This window comes from Erythrobacter sp. JB1-15, assembly GCF_057365035.1.
This window is the reverse complement of sequence record NZ_CP200295.1, coordinates 2,852,872-2,872,848: the sequence shown is the minus strand read 5'-3', so window position 1 is coordinate 2,872,848 and position 19,977 is coordinate 2,852,872. Positions and strand designations below refer to the sequence as shown.

The 19,977-nt window shown below is 58.9% G+C and carries 21 protein-coding genes, 1 tRNA gene and 1 pseudogene; 8 read left to right on the top strand and 15 right to left on the bottom strand.

All coding sequences use genetic code 11. From position 1 onward, the window contains the following. Window positions 1-60: 60 nt before the first annotated feature. The 12 genes from lexA to AC0V6L_RS13835 all read right to left on the bottom strand — a co-directional run bounded on the left by lexA (window position 61) and on the right by AC0V6L_RS13835 (window position 11,045). Complete coding sequence (gene lexA, locus AC0V6L_RS13890) at window positions 61-774, bottom strand: transcriptional repressor LexA (protein ID WP_486154774.1); 714 nt, start codon at window positions 772-774, stop codon at window positions 61-63. Between the two features lie 217 nt (window positions 775-991). Beyond that, window positions 992-1,753, bottom strand: coding sequence for a molybdopterin molybdotransferase MoeA (locus AC0V6L_RS13885; protein WP_486154773.1), 762 nt, complete (start codon window positions 1,751-1,753; stop codon window positions 992-994). Then, on the bottom strand, window positions 1,747-2,178 hold the full coding sequence (locus AC0V6L_RS13880; RefSeq protein ID WP_486154772.1) for a hypothetical protein: 432 nt from the start codon (window positions 2,176-2,178) through the stop codon (window positions 1,747-1,749). The genes AC0V6L_RS13885 and AC0V6L_RS13880 overlap by 7 nt, the downstream gene beginning before the upstream one ends. Continuing rightward, window positions 2,175-2,648 (bottom strand): cyclic pyranopterin monophosphate synthase MoaC, encoded by a 474-nt coding sequence (moaC, locus tag AC0V6L_RS13875; RefSeq protein ID WP_486154771.1) that lies wholly within the window; start codon window positions 2,646-2,648, stop codon window positions 2,175-2,177. The genes AC0V6L_RS13880 and moaC overlap by 4 nt, the downstream gene beginning before the upstream one ends. 190 nt (window positions 2,649-2,838) lie before the next feature. Further along, window positions 2,839-3,627 carry an indole-3-glycerol phosphate synthase TrpC gene (trpC, locus tag AC0V6L_RS13870; RefSeq protein WP_486154770.1) on the bottom strand — a complete coding sequence of 263 codons (789 nt, stop codon included), beginning with the start codon at window positions 3,625-3,627 and terminating at the stop codon, window positions 2,839-2,841. Then, window positions 3,624-4,616 carry an anthranilate phosphoribosyltransferase gene (trpD, locus tag AC0V6L_RS13865; protein ID WP_486154769.1) on the bottom strand — a complete coding sequence of 331 codons (993 nt, stop codon included), beginning with the start codon at window positions 4,614-4,616 and terminating at the stop codon, window positions 3,624-3,626. The genes trpC and trpD overlap by 4 nt, the downstream gene beginning before the upstream one ends. After that, window positions 4,613-5,248 carry an anthranilate synthase component II gene (locus AC0V6L_RS13860; protein ID WP_486154768.1) on the bottom strand — a complete coding sequence of 212 codons (636 nt, stop codon included), beginning with the start codon at window positions 5,246-5,248 and terminating at the stop codon, window positions 4,613-4,615. The genes trpD and AC0V6L_RS13860 overlap by 4 nt, the downstream gene beginning before the upstream one ends. Window positions 5,249-5,281: 33 nt before the next feature. Then, window positions 5,282-5,683, bottom strand: coding sequence for a ribosomal maturation YjgA family protein (locus AC0V6L_RS13855; protein WP_486154767.1), 402 nt, complete (start codon window positions 5,681-5,683; stop codon window positions 5,282-5,284). Window positions 5,684-5,689: 6 nt separating this feature from the next. Continuing rightward, window positions 5,690-6,646 (bottom strand): prolyl aminopeptidase, encoded by a 957-nt coding sequence (pip, locus tag AC0V6L_RS13850; protein ID WP_486154766.1) that lies wholly within the window; start codon window positions 6,644-6,646, stop codon window positions 5,690-5,692. Further along, complete coding sequence (locus AC0V6L_RS13845) at window positions 6,643-7,515, bottom strand: phosphodiester glycosidase family protein (protein ID WP_486154765.1); 873 nt, start codon at window positions 7,513-7,515, stop codon at window positions 6,643-6,645. The genes pip and AC0V6L_RS13845 overlap by 4 nt, the downstream gene beginning before the upstream one ends. A gap of 8 nt (window positions 7,516-7,523) precedes the next feature. Further along, window positions 7,524-9,065, bottom strand: coding sequence for an anthranilate synthase component I (gene trpE, locus AC0V6L_RS13840; protein WP_486154764.1), 1,542 nt, complete (start codon window positions 9,063-9,065; stop codon window positions 7,524-7,526). A gap of 12 nt (window positions 9,066-9,077) precedes the next feature. Further along, a complete protein-coding gene (locus tag AC0V6L_RS13835; protein WP_486154763.1) occupies window positions 9,078-11,045 on the bottom strand; it encodes a SurA N-terminal domain-containing protein in 1,968 nt (655 codons plus the stop codon). A gap of 192 nt (window positions 11,046-11,237) precedes the next feature. On the opposite strand from AC0V6L_RS13835, the gene tpiA reads away from it, so the two are divergent. From tpiA to pyrG, 3 genes are all read left to right on the top strand, one after another. Beyond that, window positions 11,238-12,011, top strand: coding sequence for a triose-phosphate isomerase (gene tpiA, locus AC0V6L_RS13830; RefSeq protein ID WP_486154762.1), 774 nt, complete (start codon window positions 11,238-11,240; stop codon window positions 12,009-12,011). 109 nt (window positions 12,012-12,120) lie between these two features. After that, window positions 12,121-12,543 (top strand): preprotein translocase subunit SecG, encoded by a 423-nt coding sequence (gene secG / locus AC0V6L_RS13825; protein WP_486154761.1) that lies wholly within the window; start codon window positions 12,121-12,123, stop codon window positions 12,541-12,543. A gap of 95 nt (window positions 12,544-12,638) precedes the next feature. After that, window positions 12,639-14,276: a CTP synthase gene (gene pyrG, locus AC0V6L_RS13820; protein ID WP_486154760.1), complete on the top strand. Its 1,638-nt coding sequence runs from the start codon at window positions 12,639-12,641 to the stop codon at window positions 14,274-14,276. 398 nt (window positions 14,277-14,674) lie between these two features. On the opposite strand, the pseudogene AC0V6L_RS13815 reads toward pyrG, so the two are convergent. Then, window positions 14,675-15,149 (bottom strand): annotated as a pseudogene (locus tag AC0V6L_RS13815) (Hsp20 family protein). A 202-nt stretch (window positions 15,150-15,351) separates the two neighbouring features. On the opposite strand from AC0V6L_RS13815, the gene grxC reads away from it, so the two are divergent. The 4 genes from grxC to AC0V6L_RS13795 all read left to right on the top strand — a co-directional run bounded on the left by grxC (window position 15,352) and on the right by AC0V6L_RS13795 (window position 17,156). Next, a complete protein-coding gene (gene grxC, locus AC0V6L_RS13810) occupies window positions 15,352-15,615 on the top strand; it encodes a glutaredoxin 3 (RefSeq protein ID WP_486154759.1) in 264 nt (87 codons plus the stop codon). Next, complete coding sequence (locus AC0V6L_RS13805; protein WP_486154758.1) at window positions 15,616-16,452, top strand: carbon-nitrogen hydrolase family protein; 837 nt, start codon at window positions 15,616-15,618, stop codon at window positions 16,450-16,452. An 8-nt stretch (window positions 16,453-16,460) separates the two neighbouring features. Further along, entirely contained in the window at window positions 16,461-17,003 is a 543-nt protein-coding gene (locus tag AC0V6L_RS13800; RefSeq protein ID WP_486154757.1) for a DUF1178 family protein, read from the top strand. A gap of 79 nt (window positions 17,004-17,082) precedes the next feature. Next, a tRNA-Arg gene (locus tag AC0V6L_RS13795) sits at window positions 17,083-17,156 on the top strand. Between the two features lie 375 nt (window positions 17,157-17,531). Here AC0V6L_RS13795 and AC0V6L_RS13790 read toward each other — a convergent pair. Together AC0V6L_RS13790 and AC0V6L_RS13785 are read right to left on the bottom strand one after the other, a co-directional pair. Beyond that, on the bottom strand, window positions 17,532-18,452 hold the full coding sequence (locus AC0V6L_RS13790) for a haloalkane dehalogenase (RefSeq protein WP_486154756.1): 921 nt from the start codon (window positions 18,450-18,452) through the stop codon (window positions 17,532-17,534). 50 nt (window positions 18,453-18,502) lie between these two features. Beyond that, window positions 18,503-19,366 carry a mechanosensitive ion channel family protein gene (locus tag AC0V6L_RS13785; RefSeq protein ID WP_486154755.1) on the bottom strand — a complete coding sequence of 288 codons (864 nt, stop codon included), beginning with the start codon at window positions 19,364-19,366 and terminating at the stop codon, window positions 18,503-18,505. A 214-nt stretch (window positions 19,367-19,580) separates the two neighbouring features. Between AC0V6L_RS13785 and AC0V6L_RS13780 the strand changes: the two genes are divergently transcribed. Further along, complete coding sequence (locus AC0V6L_RS13780) at window positions 19,581-19,880, top strand: FtsB family cell division protein (RefSeq protein WP_486154754.1); 300 nt, start codon at window positions 19,581-19,583, stop codon at window positions 19,878-19,880. The last annotated feature ends 97 nt before the right edge of the window (window positions 19,881-19,977 follow it).

The following is a 19,977-nucleotide window of genomic DNA, read 5'->3' as shown; positions in this document are numbered from 1 at the left end:
AGCGGGGAGGGGTGCCGATAGGCTTACGCCGGAACAGAACGCACCCACCCCCCGACGCAATCAGTGATAGCGGCGCAGCAATCCTGCAAGTTTGCCCTGAACCTGCACCTCACCCGATCCATAGACCTGCGGATCATAGGCTGCATTGGCCGGATCAAGGCGCACCATGCCTTTATCCTTGTGCAGATACTTCAAGGTCGCCTCTTCACCGCGGACCAGCGCAACCACAATCTCGCCATCGCGCGCAGTGTCTGTCCGTTTGATCAGGGCGAAATCGCCATCGAAGATGCCTGCCTCGAGCATTGAATCGCCTGACACTTCGAGCGCATAGTGCTCACCGGGGCCAAGCAGGGCCGCTGGCACGGGAAGCGCGCTTTGTCCTTCGAGCGCTTCGATTGGTGCGCCTGCTGCAATTCGGCCATGCAGCGGAATGCTGATGACATCATTGGCAGGTTCGGGCTGCGAGCGAGCCGCAGCTGCTGTGCGTGCTGCCGCCAGATCGACGACTGTATCATCCGCCGCCGTTTCACCCGATGCTTTGCGCGCAGCCGGTGTTGCATCTTCGGGCATTTTGATGACTTCGAGTGCGCGCGCCCTATTGGGCAGACGGCGGATGAAGCCGCGTTCTTCCAACGCCGAAATCAGACGGTGCACGCCCGATTTGCTTTTGAGATCGAGCGCTTCTTTCATCTCTTCGAAGCTGGGCGAAATGCCGGTTGCTTCAAGCCGCTCTTGTATGAAGCGGATCAGTTCGTGTTGCTTTGCCGTCAGCATCAGGCAAACTCCTTTTGACGCACTTTCAGGCGAGGCACCAAAGCCCCCGCAGTGCAGAACTCACGCGTTCAAAGAGGCACAGTGCCAAACGGGTGTGACCCAGGGGCAAAGTGCGGTTGGAACGCTGCCCGATCACCGATAGGGTGAACGAATGAGGAACAAGTAGGCAACCAATCGGAACAAGTCAACACCCGGTTCGCTCGCAAACTGCTGCAATTCAGCCATTTCGGAGGTTATACACAGCCACTTCTTCGCCTTCAGCCACCGCACAGCTGTTTTCGGGACGCACGATCAGGCAATTGGCCTCAGCAAGCGCGCGCAAGGCACTGGAATCCTGTGAGGATGCGGGGCTCACATGCCGCCCATCGCTCACTCCTCTCACGAACTCGCGCCGCGGGCCGGTTGCGGGCACGGCCGTGGACGCGATCCGGATCTCCTCAGCCGGCAAGGGCGCTTTATCACCTAGGCATTCGCGGACCAGCGGGAGAGCGAACAGGAACGCGGTCACATAGCTTGAGACCGGATTGCCGGGTAGGCCCAGCACCACTTGGCCTTTGCGCTGTGCCACCATGAGCGGCTTGCCCGGCTTGATCGCCACTTTCCAGAACGCGAGATCCGCGCCCCAATCCGCCAAAGCGCGCTGGATCAGGTCATGATCGCCCACCGATGCACCGCCAGATGTGATGAGGATGTCAGCGCTTTCCGCCTTGGCCAAGGCCTCTGCCAGCGCTTGCATGTCATCCGCCACCGGGCCAAGCCGCATGGTGGTGCAGCCCAGCGCTTCGACCATGGCTGCGATCATCGCGCCATTGCTGGCAGGGATCTGGCCCGGTCCGCACTCGGCAGGGTCGCTTGCCAGTTCGTCCCCGCTATCAAGGATCGCGATGCTGGGCGGCCCGTGCACGGGTAGCTCACCGCATCCAGCCGACAGCGCGAGCGCGATCTGTGCAGGGCCTATCCGCGTGCCGGCGCTCAGCACGCGGTCGCCTTGCGCAAAGTCGAAGCCGCGCGCGCGCACATGGCGCCGGGGGAGGGCATTTCCTCTCCCTCGGCCAAGACCACAGAAACGCCATCAATGACTGCGTTCTCCTGGATCAGCACTCTGTCTGCGCCTTGCGGCATGTGCGCCCCTGTCGAGATGCGAGTGCATTCGCCGCCTGTCAGCACTCCGTCATAGGGCTGGCCTGCGCGTGCCTCGCCCACACGCTGCCACGGGCCTGCGCCTGCAATCGCATAGCCATCCATGGCTGACAGGTCCGCGGGCGGCTGAGTGCGCTGCGCTGTTACATCGGCAGCCAGATAGCGCCCCTGCGCTGCGCTGGCGCCGAGCTGCTCCACAGGGCCGGGGACGGCCATGGCGAGGAGCCGCTCCTGCGCTTCATCCAAGGGCAGAAGCCCGCTCACTGGCTCGCTTTCCACGTGCCCGATTTGCCGCCGCGCTTCTCGATGAGCCGCACTTCGCCGATCACCATGCCTTTGTCGATCGCTTTGGCCATATCGTAGATCGTCAGCAGGGCGGTGGAGACAGCGACCATCGCTTCCATTTCCACGCCCGTCTTGCCGGTTAGCGAGCAAGTGGCAACCGCGCGCACGCCGGTATCCTCAAAGGTGAACTCAATCCCCACCGCTTCCAGCCCCAGCGGATGGCAGAGCGGGATCAGCTCGCCTGTCCGTTTGGCCGCCATGATGCCTGCAATGCGCGCAGTGCCAAGCACATCGCCTTTGGGCGCATCGCCTTCGCGGATCGCGGTCAGCGCCTCTGACGACATGGTGATAAGGCCCGAGGCGATTGCGGTCCGCTCGCTTTGCGCCTTGCCCCCCACATCCACCATGCGCGCCGCTCCGTCATCGCCGAGATGGGTCAGTCTGTTCATACTACGCGCCCTTAACCTGAAGCATGGACCGCATGTTACACGGTCCTGAGACTAAAAACCTGCCCTGCCGCACACAGCGCTGCTCTGCCTGTCAATGCGCGCAATTCTGCGTGTTTCGGGGAGGAAATGCCAATCACATACGCCATTGGCCCTGATTGCCACAAATGCGCGTTGTAGGACAGCGCCGCTACTATCCGTCAAGCAGACGCTGCGTCGCAGCGGCGACGTCTGTTTCGCGCATCAGGCTTTCGCCGACCAGAAATGTCCGAACCCCTGACGCTTCAAGCCGCACAAGGTTTGCATGCGCGTTGATACCGCTTTCGCCGACCAACAAGACATCATCAGGCACAAGCGCGGACAGCCGCTCTGTCACGGATAGCGAAGTTGTGAAGGTTTTAAGATCGCGATTATTCACCCCGATCAGTTTGGATTGAAGGTGAGTGAGCGCGCGTTCCAGCTCTTTCTCATCATGCACTTCGACCAGCACATCCATGGCATGTTCGCGCGCGGCCTGTTCAATCTCTGCCATTTGCGCATTGCCGAGCGCCGCGACGATAATCAGGATCGCATCGGCCCCGATTGCGCGCGCTTCTGCGCATTGCCATGGATCGATCATAAAATCCTTGCGCAAAACCGGCAGATCGCAGGCCGCGCGTGCAGCGATGAGGTAATCTTCATGCCCCTGAAAATACGGCGCATCGGTAAGGACGGACAGGCACGCCGCGCCGCCAGCGGCATAATCGCGGGCGTGCTGAGCGGGGTTAAAATCCTCTCTTATCAATCCTTTGGAAGGCGAAGCTTTCTTGATCTCTGCGATCAGCGCATAGCCCGATTTGGCGGTTTCACGCAGCTGCCGCTCAAACCCGCGCGGGGGTGATTGCTTAGAAGCGAGCGTTTCCAGCTGAATATCGGATGCGCCCGCTTTGCGCGCGGACACTTCGCCTGCCTTATGGGCGCAAATTTCCTCCAGCTTGTTCATACTGCCAGCGCAATCCAACGCTTTAGCAAATCCTCTGCGCGGCCAGCATCAATCGCTTCTGCCGCCTGGCTGGCGCAGTCCTGCCAGTGATCGCTCTTGCCCGCCACCATCAGCGCGCCCGCGGCATTAAACACGACTGCATCGCGGTATGGTCCCGGCGTTCCTTGCAGCAACGCTTTCAATGCCGCTGCATTGTGAACCGCATCATCGCCCCGGATCGCTTCAACAGGAGCATTGGCAAGGCCGGCCATGCTCGGATCGACCCTGCGCATTTCAAACGCATTGCCGCTGACCCAGGCTGCCTCGTTTCCTCCGGCAAGGCTCAATTCATCAAGCCCCTCATCGCCTGACACAATCATCGAACGCCCCGTGCCAAGCTTTGCCAAAGCGCCCGCGTAAATCGGCACATAGGCAGGCCGGGCAATCCCAATCAATTGCGCGGTGACCCCGGCGGGGTTGGACAGCGGGCCCATCAGATTGAAAATGGTGCGTTTGCCAATCTTTTTGCGGATCGGTTGAATACGGCCCATGGCGGGGTGGTGGTTTTTGGCAAACAGAAAACAGATGCCAATTTCGCCCAACGTCTTTTCGGCCGTTTCGCCCGCTGCATCCATATCCAGACCCAGCGCTTCCAGCGTATCGGCTGCGCCCGCTTTGGAAGAGGCAGCGCGGTTGCCGTGTTTGGCGACCGGCACGCCGCATGCGGCCACCACGAGGCTGACGGCGGTGGAAACATTGAGCGTGTGATGCCCATCACCGCCTGTCCCGCAAACATCAATGGCATTGCCGGGCGCATCAATGGGGATAAGCCGCGCGCGCAATGCCCGCGCAGCGCCAGCGATTTCGTTTGAGGTTTCGCCCCGCTGCGACAGCGCGATAAGAAAGCGTTCAATCTCCGCTTCGTCCGGCGCGCCATCGAGCAGCGCGCCAAAGGCGGTTTCCGCCTGCGTTTCGGTGAGCGGCGTGTCGATATCGGGCAGGGCGGTCATGCGGGCTCTCTATCAGGCTCTCTATCAGTCAGGCTATCAGGCAGGCGCGCATCCATGCCGCACAGGTTCAGGAAATTGGCGAGGAGCGCGTGACCATGCTGGGTCGCGATGCTTTCAGGGTGAAATTGCACGCCGTGAATGGGCAGGGTCTTATGATGAAATCCCATAATGCTGGGGTGATCACTGCCGGGTGTGTCGGCATGGGCATTGGCGATAAGCTCGCTCGGCATATCGACCACTTCAAGGCTGTGATAGCGCGTCGCGGTGAAGGGGGAAGGCAGGTCTTTGAAAACGCCGCTGCCATCGTGAGTGACAGGCGAGGTTTTGCCATGCATCAATCCGCCGCGCACCACAGTGCCGCCAAAATGCTGGCCAATGCTTTGATGGCCAAGACACACGCCAAGCAAAGGTGCGCCTGCATCCGCGCAGGCCGCAACCAGATCAAGGCTGATACCTGCTTCATTCGGGGTGCAAGGGCCGGGGGAAATGAGATACCCCTTGGCCCCGCGCTCCATCGCTTGGGCCGCAGTGATCGCATCATTGCGAACGACTTCCACTTCTGCCCCCAATTCCATCAGATAATGGACAAGGTTGAAGGTAAAGCTGTCGTAATTGTCGATGACGAGAATCATGGAAGAGAGCCTTCGCGCAAATGGGGCGGGGGTTCAAGATTGGGTGTGCGGGGTTCGCAGGGCGCTTAGCCCCTTATCAGTCACAATCGCCCCAATCGCTCCCACCCCATAGGCGAGGATATCGCCCCAGGTGAATGTCGTGCCAAGGACAATGCGCGCCGCCCGGTTATCCTCCAACCCCAGCATCGTTAGAACGTCCAGATATTGCATGATCTCAATCACAACCGCGATGCCAAATGCGATGAGCGCGGCTGTCACCAAGCGAAACTTCAGGACGCTAAGCAGTCCGCAATAGACAAACATCACCGCCAGCACATCGCCCAATATGGGCCGCACAAATGCGTCGCGCACGAACAAGGCGATATAGACTTCGGCCGCAAACAATGCCGCAGCGGCAAGGGCATAGCCGCGGTGAAACCTCACAATACGGGCCATCTCACATCAAAGGCCGGCAAAATGATCGGTTGCGCGCACCAATCCATCCACAATGCCCGGCTCGCTGGCGGAATGGCCTGCATCATCGACAATCCACAAATCTGCTTTGGGCCATGCTTTTTTGAGCGCCCAGGCAGCGCCCGGCGGGGTGCAGATATCATGCCGCCCCTGCACGATAATGCCGGGAATATCCGCCATGCGCGCTACATCGCGCAGCAATTGGCTTTCTTCGAGGAAAAAGTCCTCAAGGAAAAACCGCGCGCATATCCGGGCAAAGGGCACGGCTTTGGCAGGATCGGCAAAATCTTCGAGCAGGCCTGGATTGGGCAGCAGGGTTGCGACCGTTCCCTCCCACAAAGACCATTGCTTGGCCGCTTCAAGCCGCACAGCCTCATCCTCGCTGGTGAGGCGGGCGTAATACGCTTTTACCAGATCACCGCGTTCCTCTTCGGGGATTAGGCCAGTAAAGGCGTCCCATTGTTCGGCCATGATCTCGCTTGCGCCATATTTATAGAGCCACGTCTTTTCGCGCTGGCGGGCAAGGAAAACGCCGCGCAGGATCAATTCTGTAACGCGTTCGGGATGCTTTTGCGCGTAAGCAAGCGCCAAGGTGGAACCCCAGCTGCCGCCAAAGACCTGCCATTTGTTAAACCCGCAATGTTCGCGCAGCCGCTCCATATCGGCGACAATGCGCCATGTGTCATTGTGCTCTATTTGCGCGAAAGGAAGCGATTGGCCGCAGCCGCGCTGGTCAAACAGCAGCACGTCATAATGGGCAGGGTTCCATTGCTGGCGGTGCGAAGGGGCCATGCCGCCGCCGGGGCCGCCATGCAAAAACACCGCAGGCCGCGCGCCGGGCGTGCCGACACGTTCGTAATAAAGCGAATGCCCTTCGCCGACATTGAGCATGCCTGTCTCATACGGCTCTATCGCGGGATAAAGCGTGCGGCGCGGGGCGCTCATTTCTTGGTGACAACCACGATTGGCCCGGCGCGCTTTGTATCCAGCCTGCCCGTTGCCGGATCCCACAGGGCCGACACATTGCTATCGAGCAGCAGCGCATTGGGCGTGCCAAGGCGATCTTTGAAGAACCGCGCGATCTTGCCAAAGCTGACAGGATCATCCGCGATCACGAAATGCGCTGTCCCATCCGCGCCAAGCCCCACGCCATTGCGCACCGCGCGCGATGGGCCATCGGTCTGGATTTCGGGGTGAAGCTTTCCATCGATCACCAGCATGGGGCCGGATTGCGTGCCGAAATTGGGCCGGTCTGAGACATTGCGCAAGAAACTGTCGGCGGTGCGCATGCGCCACTGCCCGCCCGTACCATAAAACACGCCATTGGGCTTGAGGAAGAAATTGCCGCTTCCGCTCTCTCGGTTGAGCAGTTTCAATCGCTCGCCTTTTTCCACGTAATAACCAAGCGCGCGCAGATCATCGCCAAACGCGCCTGCATTCATGGCAAAGGCGACTTTGGTCTTGTCCGCTGTCGCCGCATAGGCAGACAGCGATCCGAACGGCTGCCGTCCGGAACCGGGGCTGAGCACGGTGGCAATCCGGTGCTTGGCCGGATCGGCGATGCAATGGGTGAAAGTGGCCGCCTCAAATTCCGCTTTCTTGCAGGCAGAGGCCGCCGCTTCGGGTGTCTCGGTGGCTTCGGGTGAAGGCGTCTCTTCGGGCGTGGCTGCGGCCACCACTTCGCCGTCTTTGGGCGGGCTTCCATCAAGCGATGTGCGCACCACAGGTTCGCCGCCCGGCTGCTGTTCGCACGCGGACAAAGCCAGCGCGAACCCCGCCACGCATACAAGGCCCAACCGGGAAGATGACATCATTGATCGGCTCATTGCCCAAACCTCAAGCTGTTGGAAATGCGGACCGCTTCGCGCGCAGCTGCGATCAGCGCGCCCGCTTTTGCGCGGCATTCCGCCAGTTCGTAATCCGGATCGCTGTCTGCGACGATCCCCGCGCCTGCCTGCACATGCATAACCTTGTCCTTTACCACCGCGGTTCTAAGGACAATGCACGAATCCACCGAACCATCGGGCGAGAAATAGCCCACGCCGCCAGCATAGGCCCCGCGCGTCTCTCCTTCCAACTCGGCAATGATCTCGCATGCCCGGATTTTTGGCGCACCTGAGACAGTGCCTGCGGGAAATCCGGCGAACAGCGCATCCAGCGCATCGCGCCCCTTGGCCAATTGCCCCACCACATTGCTGACAATGTGCATCACATGGCTATAGCGTTCGATGGTGAAACTGCCGGTGACTTTAACGCTGCCGCGCTCCGCCACCCGGCCCGTATCATTGCGCCCCAAATCAAGCAGCATCAGATGTTCGGCCAATTCCTTGGGATCGCTCAGCAGGCTTTGCTCATTGGCGGCATCTTCCTCAGCGCTTGCGCCGCGCGGGCGGGTGCCGGCAATCGGGCGAATGGTCACCTCGTTATCGCGCACCCGCACCAATATTTCAGGGCTGGACCCGACAATCGCAAATCCGGGCAGATCGAGGAAATAGAGGAAAGGCGAGGGGTTCACCCTGCGCAAAGCGCGATACAGCGCCAGCGGAGGGAGTTCAAACGGGCAGGTAAAGCGCTGGGCCAGCACCACCTGAAAGATATCGCCTGCAAGGATGTAATCCTTCGCTCGCGCGACCATCGCCTTGTAATCATCCCCTGCGATAACGGGAGTCAGTTCCGGTTCGGTATCACCTGCGCTTACTTGCGGCGCGGATCGGTCACGCGGCTGCTCCAATGCGGCCAAGGTCGCATCAATCGCATCGCCCGCCTGCGTGATCGCAGCATCTGGGTTTTGCGCAGATTTCGCATCGGCCCAGACAGGTGCGATGCAGAACAATTCATCAGACAGGCTGTCAAACACCAACAGAACCGTGGGGCGCACAAACAGCATATCGGGCAGATCAAGCTCGCTTGGCGCCGCGCGCGGCAGCGTTTCGACAAGGCCGATTGTCTCATACCCGAAATACCCCACCAGACAGGCGAGCGCCTTGGGCAGGGTATCGGGCACATCGATCAGGCAGTCTTTGGCAAGCTTGCGCAATTCACCCAGCGCATTGGTGCCATCGCGCATATCGCATGGGACAAACCGGGCGCGATTGGTGCGCCATTCGCGGTTAATCTCGGCAGTGTCTCCCGACGCACGAAACACCAGATCGGGGTTGAGGCCGAGCAGACTGTAACGCCCGCGCACTTCGCCGCCTTCGACCGATTCGAGCAGAAAATCGCCGCGCCCCGGCTCAATCAGGCGCACTGCCGCGCTGACGGGCGTGTCGCAATCCGCGATGACCCGGCGCCACACCAGCGCCGGCTTACCAGCGGTCAATGCGGCATGCGCGCCGTCTGCATTCTCAGGAAGCGCAAATGCCACTTTGATCAGCCCTTAATTGTCGCCGGTCAGCTGTCTGCGCACTGCCTCGATTGCATCCTCATTGCGCTCAACGCCAACCTCGTCGCGGATCGCGGCTTGCAATTGGGCCGTGTATTCCGCGCTTAGGGCCTGCGCAAATTGCTGCTGCGTCTGCGCGAGCAGGGGATCATCATCTTCGGGCAGAGTTGTTACAATCTCATCGAGGTCAACCACGAACCACCCGCCATCGCGCGCGCCTTCGAACAATTTGGTGGACCCCTCGGCCATCGAAAACAGCAGTATCAGCGGCGGAGGCACATTCTGCCCGCCTTGGGAAAGCAGTTCGGCGCGCGCCAGATCGATCTTGTCAGCGGGCGGCAGTGCGGCGTTTTCCGCCGACATTGCATCGGCCAATGACGCGCCGCCGCGCACTTTTTCAAGGATCGTGTCAGCCGCTTTGCGCGCCGCTTTGCTGCCTTCGGAGAATTTCCACGCCTGCACCGCTTCATCACGGACTTCGGCGAGGGGAGGCGCGGCGCTTTCGGTGATGCTTTCAACATCGAACACGATAAATTGCTGCCCCGGCACCAGCGCTGCCAATTGCGGCTCGCTTTCCTCCATCTGGAACGCCGTTTCGAGAATGGGGCCCAGCTGCGGGCTAAGCCCCGGCCCCTGCTGGCCAAAAATGCGCCCATCGGCGAGCACTTGCGGGGTTGTTTGCACTTCCAGCCCATAAGCCTGCGCAACATCGGTGAGGGAAGTGCCGCTATCGACTTCTTCCTCGATATTGGCGGACATATCAGCCAGCGCAGATGCGGCTTTTTCAATTTTTAGAGCTTCGCGAATTTCATCGCTCGCTTGTGCCAGAGTGCGCGCAGGGGTCGTCTCAATCTGATCGACGCGCGCGACATACCAGCCCAGCGTGCTTTGCGCAGGTTCGGCCACACCGCCGCGCGATGTTTCGAATATCTTCTCAGCCGCTGCAAAACTGGTGGCAGAGGCCAATTCCTCGCGCGTGCTCAATTCGCCCGATGATATGTTGAACCCAGCCTCACGCGCCGCCGCTTCAAGCGAGACACCACCGCGAATGCGCTCCGCTAGCGCCTGAGCGGCCTGCTGCGTTGGCACAACGAAAGAACTGACCGCGCGGCGCTCAATCGCTTTATATTGCTCGGCGTTCGCCTCGTACCGGGCAGCGATCTCGGCATCGGTTGGCTCTGCGCTGGAAGCGATGGAGCCCGCCCCGAACGCGGCATAGCGCAGCACCCGGCGTTCCGGGATGATGAACCGGGTGCGATTGTCCGAATAGAACGTCTCCAATTGCTCAGCCGTGGGATCGCCACCGGGCATAAACAGTTCACTGGGGATAAGTCCGATTTGCCCGCGCCGGCGTTCCCGTACCAAAGCGGCATATTGCTTGGCCGCTTTCTTAGGCAGAATGGGAGAGGCAAGGGCAGGGACGAGCAATTGCTGCGCCAGCAGCCCATCAGCCAGATCGCGCCGCAGCACAGCATCGGTCAATCCCTGGCGCGAAAGCGCCGCCTGATAGACCTCGTTATCAAATTCGCCGGTTAAATTTAGGAAAGCGGGGATCTGCAGAATCTCGCTGTTTACAAGATTTTCCCCGGCGCGAAGACCAAACATCTCCGCATATTCGCCCACAGCATAGCGGTTGATAAGCTGATCGAGCACTTCATCAAATCCGCCCTGTTCAACGAAAACGGGCATGGTCAGCGTTGGATCTTGCTGGCGCACCTGGCTTAAAGCACTGTTGGCTGTGCTGGCCAATTCGCTCGCTGAAATGCTGTCATCGCCCACCAGCGCGGCGCGGTCACCACCTGAGATGCCGCCAAATGTGCTGCCGGTGATATCACTCGCCGCAAAAGCAAGCGCCACCAGCACCAAAAACGCGATAAAGATCGGCAGGCCGATTTTGGACTGAAAGAAATTGCGGAAAAAGAGATCATTTTGCGTGTCTGGTCCCGTGCTTTGGGCGTTCAAATACCAAGGAATTGCGTATTATCACTTTTGCAAGTCCTTATCCGGTAAGCGCCTTATCCGGCCTGCGACCTGTCGGCAACAGGTGGCAGCAGGTTTTGACGGGATGAAATTCCTTGGCTAGCGGACCGGGAGATGCGGCCTTACATGCTGGCTGAAGATTCGAAACACACGACCCATTGGCAGGATACCTGAATGTCTCAGCGTCCCTACATCGTAGGAAATTGGAAAATGCACGGCACGCGCGCAATGCTTGCCGAAGCGCGCGCGATTGATCGTGCGGCCCAGCGTCATATGAAAGTGGAAGTGGCAATTGCGCCGCCTTACACTCTGATCCACCCCGTCCACCGCGAGGCGGAACAGATCGCTGTTGGCGCACAAAACTGCCACGAGGCAGAAGGCGGCGCGTATACAGGCGAGATTGCAGCAGCCATGCTGGCCGATGCGGGGGCGAAATTCGTTATCCTTGGCCACAGCGAGCGCCGTCAGGGTTACAGCGAAAGCAATGCTTTGGTCAAAGCCAAGGCCGATGCCGCATTGCAAGCAGGCCTGCGCGTTATCCTGTGCTGCGGCGAGGATGAGGCGACCCGCGACAAAGGCGAAGCGGTCGCTTTCGTCAAAGAACAACTCACCGCATCCCTGCCTGAGGCGGGCGCTGATCTGAGCGAGGCGTTTGAGAAAATCACCGTCGCTTATGAGCCGATCTGGGCGATTGGCACCGGCAAAACCGCGAGCCTTGATGATATCGCCGAGATGCACGGCGCGATCCGAACCTTGTTGATCGAGCTTTACGGCGAAGAAGACGGCGCAGCGATCCGCATATTGTATGGCGGCTCTGTCAAACCAGACAATGCGAGCGATATTCTGGGCATTGGCGAAGTGGGCGGCGCGCTGGTCGGCGGGGCCAGTCTGACAGCGGACAGCTTTATGGGCATTGCCCTTGCCGCCGGGGAAACTGCAGACGCTTAAATCCCGCACCGCGTGATCCCGCCGCGCCGCTGCGCACGGGCTACGCTTGCCACTGCGCGCTGCGATCCCTATGTCGCGGCCAACAAATTGTTATTGGAACACCCTTTTCATGTCCGTCTTTATCTTTCTTACCGTTGTTCAGGCGCTGGTAGCCGCCGGGCTTGTCGCCGTTGTGCTGATGCAGCGCAGCGAAGGCGGCGGATTGGGCATTGGCGGCAATCCCAATGGCGCACTGGGCGCGCGCGGTGCGGCGGATTTTCTCACCAAATCAACCAAGTGGCTGGCGATTGCCTTTGTCACTTTGTCCATTGCACTGGCCGCTGTTGCGGTGAAAGAACGCAGCGGCAGCACGGTTGAGACTACTCTTGATCGCGGCGCAGCAGGCTCAGCGCCATCAAGCGAGGATTTGCTGGGCGGCGCGCCTGAAACAGATGGCAGCGCCGATCCGCTGGCTGATGGCGCAGAACCACCGGCTGAAACCGCCGGTCCGGCAGTGGGCGAAACCCCGGCTGCTGATCCGCTGGCTGAATAAAGCCGCATTTGATTATCTCAGCTGTGGATTGGGCTGCAAATCGCGGCGCAATTTGCTTGCCCCACACCCCAAACGAGGCTTAGGGCTTTTCTCCCATGGCGCGGTACATTTTCATCACCGGCGGCGTGGTCTCCTCGCTCGGCAAAGGTTTAATGGCAGCATCCCTTGCAAGCCTCTTGCAGGCGCGCGGGTACAAGGTGCGCATTCGGAAGTTTGACCCCTATCTCAATGTCGATCCGGGCACGATGAGCCCGTATCAGCATGGCGAAGTTTACGTCACCGATGATGGGGCTGAAACCGATCTCGACTTGGGCCATTACGAGCGGTTCACAGGCGTTTCTGCCCGGCAAAGCGACAACATAACCAGCGGGCGCGTCTATCGCGATATCATCGCGCGTGAACGGCGCGGCGATTATCTGGGCGCAACCGTGCAGGTAATCCCGCATGTGACCGATGAGATCAAAGCGTTCGCGCTGGCAGACAGCGATGATCTTGATTTTGTCCTGTGCGAAATTGGCGGGACGGTTGGCGACATCGAATCGCTGCCCTTTATGGAAGCGATCCGCCAGCTTAGAAATGAATTGGAGCCGCTCCAAACGCTCAGCGTACATGTGACGCTGGTGCCTTACATCGCGGCGGCGGGCGAGCTTAAGACCAAGCCCACCCAGCATTCCGTGCGCGAACTGGCCAGTCTGGGCATCAAACCCGACGTGCTTTTGTGCCGGGCTGAACACCCCATTCCCGAAAGTGAGCGGCAGAAGATCGCCAATTTCTGCAATGTGCGCAAAGAAGCGGTGATCCCGGCTCTGGACGCGCCCTCGATTTACTCGGTTCCGCTGCAATATCACAAGGAAGGCCTCGATGCAGAGGTGCTGCGCGGGTTCGGCATCACCGATGCACGCGAGCCTGACCTTTCATCATGGCTCGATGTAACGGACCGCTATTTCAACCCCGAAGGCGAGGTTACGATTGGCGTGGTCGGCAAATATGTCGGTCTTCAAGACGCCTACAAAAGCCTCAACGAAGCGCTTGTGCATGGCGGCCTTGCCAACCGGGTCAAGGTCAAGATCAAGTGGATCGATGCCGAGATTTTCGAAGGCGAAGATGAAAGCGCGATCATCGCGGCGCTTGAGCCTATGCACGGTATTCTGGTGCCCGGCGGTTTTGGGGAACGCGGCAGTGAGGGCAAGATCGCCAGCGTGCGCTTTGCTCGCACGCGGAAAGTCCCGTTTTTTGGCATTTGCCTGGGCATGCAAATGGCCTGCATCGAAAGCGCGCGCGAGGCAGGGTTTGACTCGGCGTCTTCAACCGAATTTGGCGACACGCGCGAACCTGTTGTCGGCATAATCTCGGAATGGATGAGCGAAGAGGGCATCCAGCAACGCCAGGAAGGCGGCGATCTGGGCGGCACGATGCGTCTGGGCGCTTATGAAGCGAAACTGGCCGCAAACAGCCACACGTCAGCCATTTACGGCGGGGTGGATGCGATCAGCGAACGCCACCGGCACCGTTATGAGGTGAACAGCGCCTATATCGAACCTTTGGAGAAACAGGGCCTGATATTTGCCGGCATGTCGCCCGATGGATTGCTGCCCGAAATTGTCGAGCGGCCCGATCACCCCTGGTTTGTCGGCGTGCAATTCCACCCCGAGCTTAAATCGCGCCCGTTTGATCCGCACCCGCTGTTTGCAGGCTTTATCGCCGCCGCGCTGGAGCAATCGCGTCTGGTTTGACCGGGCTGAGCGAGCGGCCAGATAGGCCGGATCAGCAGATTTTTATTACAATTGAAACGATCTGTCGCGTTCTTACAAGAGCAACAGTTTAATCTTGCGCACAGTGCAACACAGGCATAGGCCCGTGGTTAAAGCTATAGGTTTTCTTAAGGGGGCAGGGGGATACCGCTTCTCATGAGAAATCGCTTTGCCGCGCCCGCTGCGGCGCAAAGCGGCTTTTGCAGCTCTGATCGTTTTTGACCGTCTTCTGCGACCCGGACGGCCATCAATGATAGAGGCGACTTTCGGTCGCGGGGGCGGACTGTAAGGTCCGCCCCCAACCAAGCTGACACAGCTTGGCCCGATAATTTTATCAATTTGAAAAGATGGATTTTATCCAGTCCAATCGGTTGCGCCGATTAAGCTGCGCTGGCCTCATCATCGCCATCTGGCACGGCGGTAAGGGTTGCGCCGCCGTTCACAGCGATCTTTTTGGGCTTCATCGCCTCTGGCACTTCGCGCACCAGATCGATGACCAACAGACCATCTGCAAGATCAGCGTTTTCTACGCGGACATAGTCGGCCAGTTCAAACCGGCGTTCAAATCCGCGATCTCGCAATGCCGACATGGATCAGCTCGCCAGCATCGCCGCTTTCATCGCGCTTTTTGCCTTGCACGGTCAGCAGATTTTGCTGCGCAGTGATGTCGATATCCTGCGGGCGAAAACCGGCCACCGCCAAAGTGATGCGGTAATTGTCTTCGCCCTGGCGAGCGATGTTGAAAGGGGGGTAATTGTCGCCGGAATTGCTGCGCGCCTGGTTTTCAAGCAGATCGAACAAGCGATCAAAACCAACGGTGCTGCGGCGATAGGGGGTAAAATCTAAACGTGACATAATGTGCAAATCCTCGTGTTTGAGCAATTTGAGTGTATTTTCAGGCCAAGCCTGCCTCATGCAGCGCTTTTCCCGGCCGCATCCCCTTCCCAGTCTGGCGAAACGGTGCGACAGGTCTTAGTTAGTAAGCGCATTCAGGCTTTCAAGATTGACGCGCGCAGGCTCTGTTCTGCGCCCAAAACCAAACCGAGGAACCACCGCGATGAGCGCCCCTGTGATTGATATGTACACCAAATTCGCCTGCCCGTTCTGCACACGGGCCAAGCATTTACTTAGCCAGAAAGGCGCTGAGTTTAACGAGATCGACATTACCATGGGCGGGGCAAAGCGCGATGAAATGATCGCGCGCGCGCCTGATGCACGCACTGTGCCGCAGATATTTATTGGCGATACGCATGTGGGCGGTTCGGATGATCTCGCGGCGCTTGAACAAGCGGGCAAGCTTGACGCCTTGCTGGCGGGCTGAATGGTTAAAATTGCTGTCCTCCAGATGACTTCGGGGATTGATCCGGAGGCCAATTTTGACTGTATTGAGCAAGCGGCGCGCGATGCTGCAAAGGCGGGGGCGGCAATGCTGTTCACGCCTGAGATGTCGCTCTTGCTCGACCGCAAACGATCGCGCTCTGGCCCGTGGATTGACAGCGATGCCCCTCATCAAATGATCGCTCGGCTTGGCGATGTGCAAGCAGCGACAGGCGCCGCGCTGGCTATCGGATCAATCCCGATTGCGCGCGGGGATGGCAAATGGGCCAATCGCTCGCTTTACTATGCGGCTGCGGGTGCCGGTCCGGGCAGAGACCTTGCGCCGCAGACCTATGACAAGATCCATATGTTCGATGTGGAGCTGTCCACCGGGGAAACATGGCGCGAAAGCAGCGCCTATGAACCCGGGCGCGATGTTGTAACGGTGGAAGGCACGCCGATTGGCCGGCTTGGCCTAACCATTTGCTATGATCTGCGCTTTCCCGCCTTATTCGAGGCGCTGGGCAAGCAGCGCTGCGATGCGATTGCGGTGCCCGCCGCGTTCACCCGGCCCACTGGCGCTGCCCATTGGCACATCCTGCTGCGAGCCCGCGCAATTGAAGCGAGCGCTTTCGTTATTGCCGCGGCGCAGGTTGGCACCCATGAAGATGGACGCGAAACCTATGGGCACAGTCTTGTGGTGGACCCTTGGGGTGATGTGCTGCTCGATATGGGCGGGGAAGGGCCGGGCCTTGGCTTTTGCGAGATTGATCTTGACCGTATCCGCGAGGTGCGCAGCCAATTGCCGAGCCTTGTCAATGCGCGCAAAATCGCCACATAGGATGCGAAATGATAGTTTATGATCTCCAATGCGAACATGGCCACCGGTTCGAAGGGTGGTTCGGATCGTCCTCCGATTTTGAAAGCCAGGGCGAACGCGGTCTGTTGGCATGTCCGGAATGCGGTACCGACGCGGTGATGAAAGCGCCCATGGCGCCTGCCGTCCCCGTAAAAGGCAATCGCGATATTGCCCCGCGCCCGGCCGCGCAGGCAGAGGAGCAATCGCCCGCATCGCAGCCCGGTGCCGCTGCCGGTACCGCTCCCGCACCTGCAATGCCATCGGGCGGCCAAGCGGTATCGAATGAACCGATCCCCGCTGAGATGCAAAAGGCGTTGAAAGCTCTGCATAAAGCGCAGTCCGAAGCGCTCAAATCGAGCACATGGGTGGGTGACAGTTTCGCCGAACAATCGCGCGAAATGCACTATGGCGAACGCGAAAACGCCCCCATCCACGGCAAAGCGAGCCTGGAAGAAGCGAAATCGCTGGTCGATGAAGGGGTTGCAGTGGCCCCGCTGCCATTTCCGGTCGCACCGCCGGATGAGCTTAATTGAGCGCCAAGCGCGCGCAATCGCGGCCAAATGAGCGAACATGATTGAACGAGGCGGCGGCTTTGCTAAGGCGGGTTTCGTCGTCCCCGTAGCTCAGTTGGATAGAGCGTCGGATTCCTAATCCGAAGGCCACAGGTTCAAATCCTGTCGGGGACACGTTTTAGATGCGAGTCTTTGATTGCGCGGGCATGCGGTATCCAGAACTCTGCAATCTCACCCAAACAAAAAAGGGCGCTCGGCATATCCGCAGCGATCCCCGGGGAAGGACCAGTCGGAAGAGCCGAAGCGCCATTTTCCTTTTCACAGCTCCGCGTCATCGACACCAGTGTCAGCGATTTGAAAGCCAGTGATACGATCGAAGACACTCGGTTGAACCAGAAGTGACCTTGGCCGCAGGGCCGATCATTCGGTAAGTTCGTAACGTCTTCACCACCTGCAATAGGCAAGTATGCTTAATAAAAGGTAAAAAGCAGGAGAAAACCCTGCATTATCCCTTAGGTATTCGTCGCAGGATTACGGGTTTTATCGCAGCTATCCGCCAAGGACGCCCGCACGGCGTGCAGTGTCAATCACGCCTTGAGCAAGCTTTTCGGGTTGGTCTTCCTGACAGAAATGCCCGCAAGTGGGCAGCATGGCATGCGGCATATCTTTCGCGCCCGCGATCCGTTCAATCAGCGGCTTGGCCAGCCCTCCGGTTACCGGATCATCTTCCCCAAACAATGTGAGGAACGGGCGATCAAATGCCGCGAGCCCTTTCCAAGCCTCGTTGTTCTGCGCGATGCCGTCCATCCCATCTTCCACTGGCACCAATTGCGGAAAAGCGCGCGCGCCCGCTTTGCTTGGCTCATCGGGGAAGGGTGCATCATAGGCAGCGATCTCCTGATCGGTGCGCGGCGTCGCGGTTGACCTTTGCAGCAATTCTCCGATGGCAAATTCCGGTGAGCTTTTGGCAAATTCGCGCCATGCAAGAAAAGCCGGGGAAGGGGTGCCGCCCGTGGGCAAAAACGTATTGCTCGCAACGACAAAGGTGAAGCTTTCGGGGGCTTCCCCAACCATGCGAAGGCCCAGCAAACCGCCCCAATCCTGACAGAACAGCCCCGCTTGCTGCGGCACAACTTTATCGCGCCATTGGCTCAGCCAGCTTATATGACGGTCATAGGTATAGAACGCGATATCATCCGGCTTGTCGCTTTTGCCAAACCCGACAAGATCAGGCGCAAAACAGCGAAAGCCGGCCTGCGTGAGATGCGGGATCATTTTGCGATAAAGAAAGCTCCAGCTTGGTTCGCCATGGAAAAGCAGCAGGGCAGGGCCATCGCGCGGCCCTTCGTCCACATAGTGCATCCGTCCATGATGCCCTTCGCCAAGGTCAATATCGCACCAGTTTGCAGCGAAAGGGTAATCTGGAATATCCGCAAAGCGCGCTAGGTCTGTCGTCAGGACTTGCACCACTATCTCTCCTCATCGGGTTTACGCCGTCGAAGGAGAGGCGCGAGCGGCTTTTATGCGGCCTCGCCCAACTTCTCCCCCAGCGGCACACGTTCTTTGAACGTATGTGTGATATAGGGGAAGGGAATTTCGATATCGGCATCATCAAGCGCACGTTTGATCGCCCGGATCACTTCGTCGCGGTTGAGCACAGCGTCGGGTCCGCCCGATGCGGCCCACCAGCGAACGACAAAATCCATCGAGCTGCCACCAAACCCATCGGCAAGCACCTGAATGGGCTTTTCCTGTTCGACCAGCTCGCAGCTTTCAACCGCCGCGCGGATGATGCGGGCGGCGTGATCGAGATCGGTGTCATAGGATACCCCAACCCCCACCTCGAACCGGCGCAGTGGCTCATCAGTCCATATTTCAACCGAGTTTTTGAAAATCGTTGAATTGGGGATAATCGTCAATTCGCCAGAGAACGAGCGGACATGCGTTTCGCGCAAAGTTATGTGTTCAACCTTCCCGATGATATCATCGACTTCGATCGTATCGCCAATGCGCATCTTGTCGCGCAGCATGATGAGCACGCCGGCGAGGAAGTTCTCAAAAATGTCCTGAAACGCAAAGCCGATGGCCACCGTGCCAAGGCCAAGTCCGGCGATAAGGCTGGCGGGGGTCAGATCAGGGAAAATCACGACTGCTGCGATCATCAGGCCGATGACCCAAACAGCCAGACGCACAATCGTGGTGACCAGATTGCTGAGCGAGGGGCGAATTTCGGTTTTGCCCACCAGTTTCTTGGAAAGCCGGGTGGCAAATTTAGACACAGCCCAAGTCATCACTAAAATGACGGTGCTGATGACGATTGCGGGCACAGATTGCACCGCCGCTTCAATCATGGACTGGATCTGGTTTTCGAGCACTACAAACATAAAATTACACGCGGCCTTTCGTTTGTGACTCAATGAGCCGAGGCGAGCTATGTTCCGAGAATTGTGTGCAGTGCAGCAAAACTGGAGCTTCTTGTGCGACGCAAGCCACGTAGAAACCGCAAATATCAGCTTTTTACCTGTAGATGCGTCTTTATGCTTGCAGTCTGGCGGCAAACATGATTCTTGGTGTTTGGGTAAAGGGATGAGGGTTTAGGTGATTAAGCAGCCTCCACGCGAGCAATTGAAACAGGGCGCGGCTCTGGCATTGCTGCTGTTCTTGGCTGGCTTTGCCATTGCCGGGCCGACAGGGCTGCTTGCCTGGAACGAAAATTCCCAAGCTTTGCAGCAGCGGCACGCGCAAATTGCAGCGCTTGAAGAACGCCGCGATGCGCTGAAGAACCGGGTTGATCTGCTCGATCCAGGTTCTGCTGATCCTGACCTAGCCAGCGAATTGGTGCGCCGCGATCTGGGCGTTATGCACGCCGACGAAGTGGTTATTGCGCTTCCGGAATAAGGGTATTTTTCGCGCTTGTTCAAATCCTGCGCACCCTAAGCTTTGATCGCTCCAATTTCCGTTGCGTCACCTGCGATTTCCCGATTATAGGCGAAGA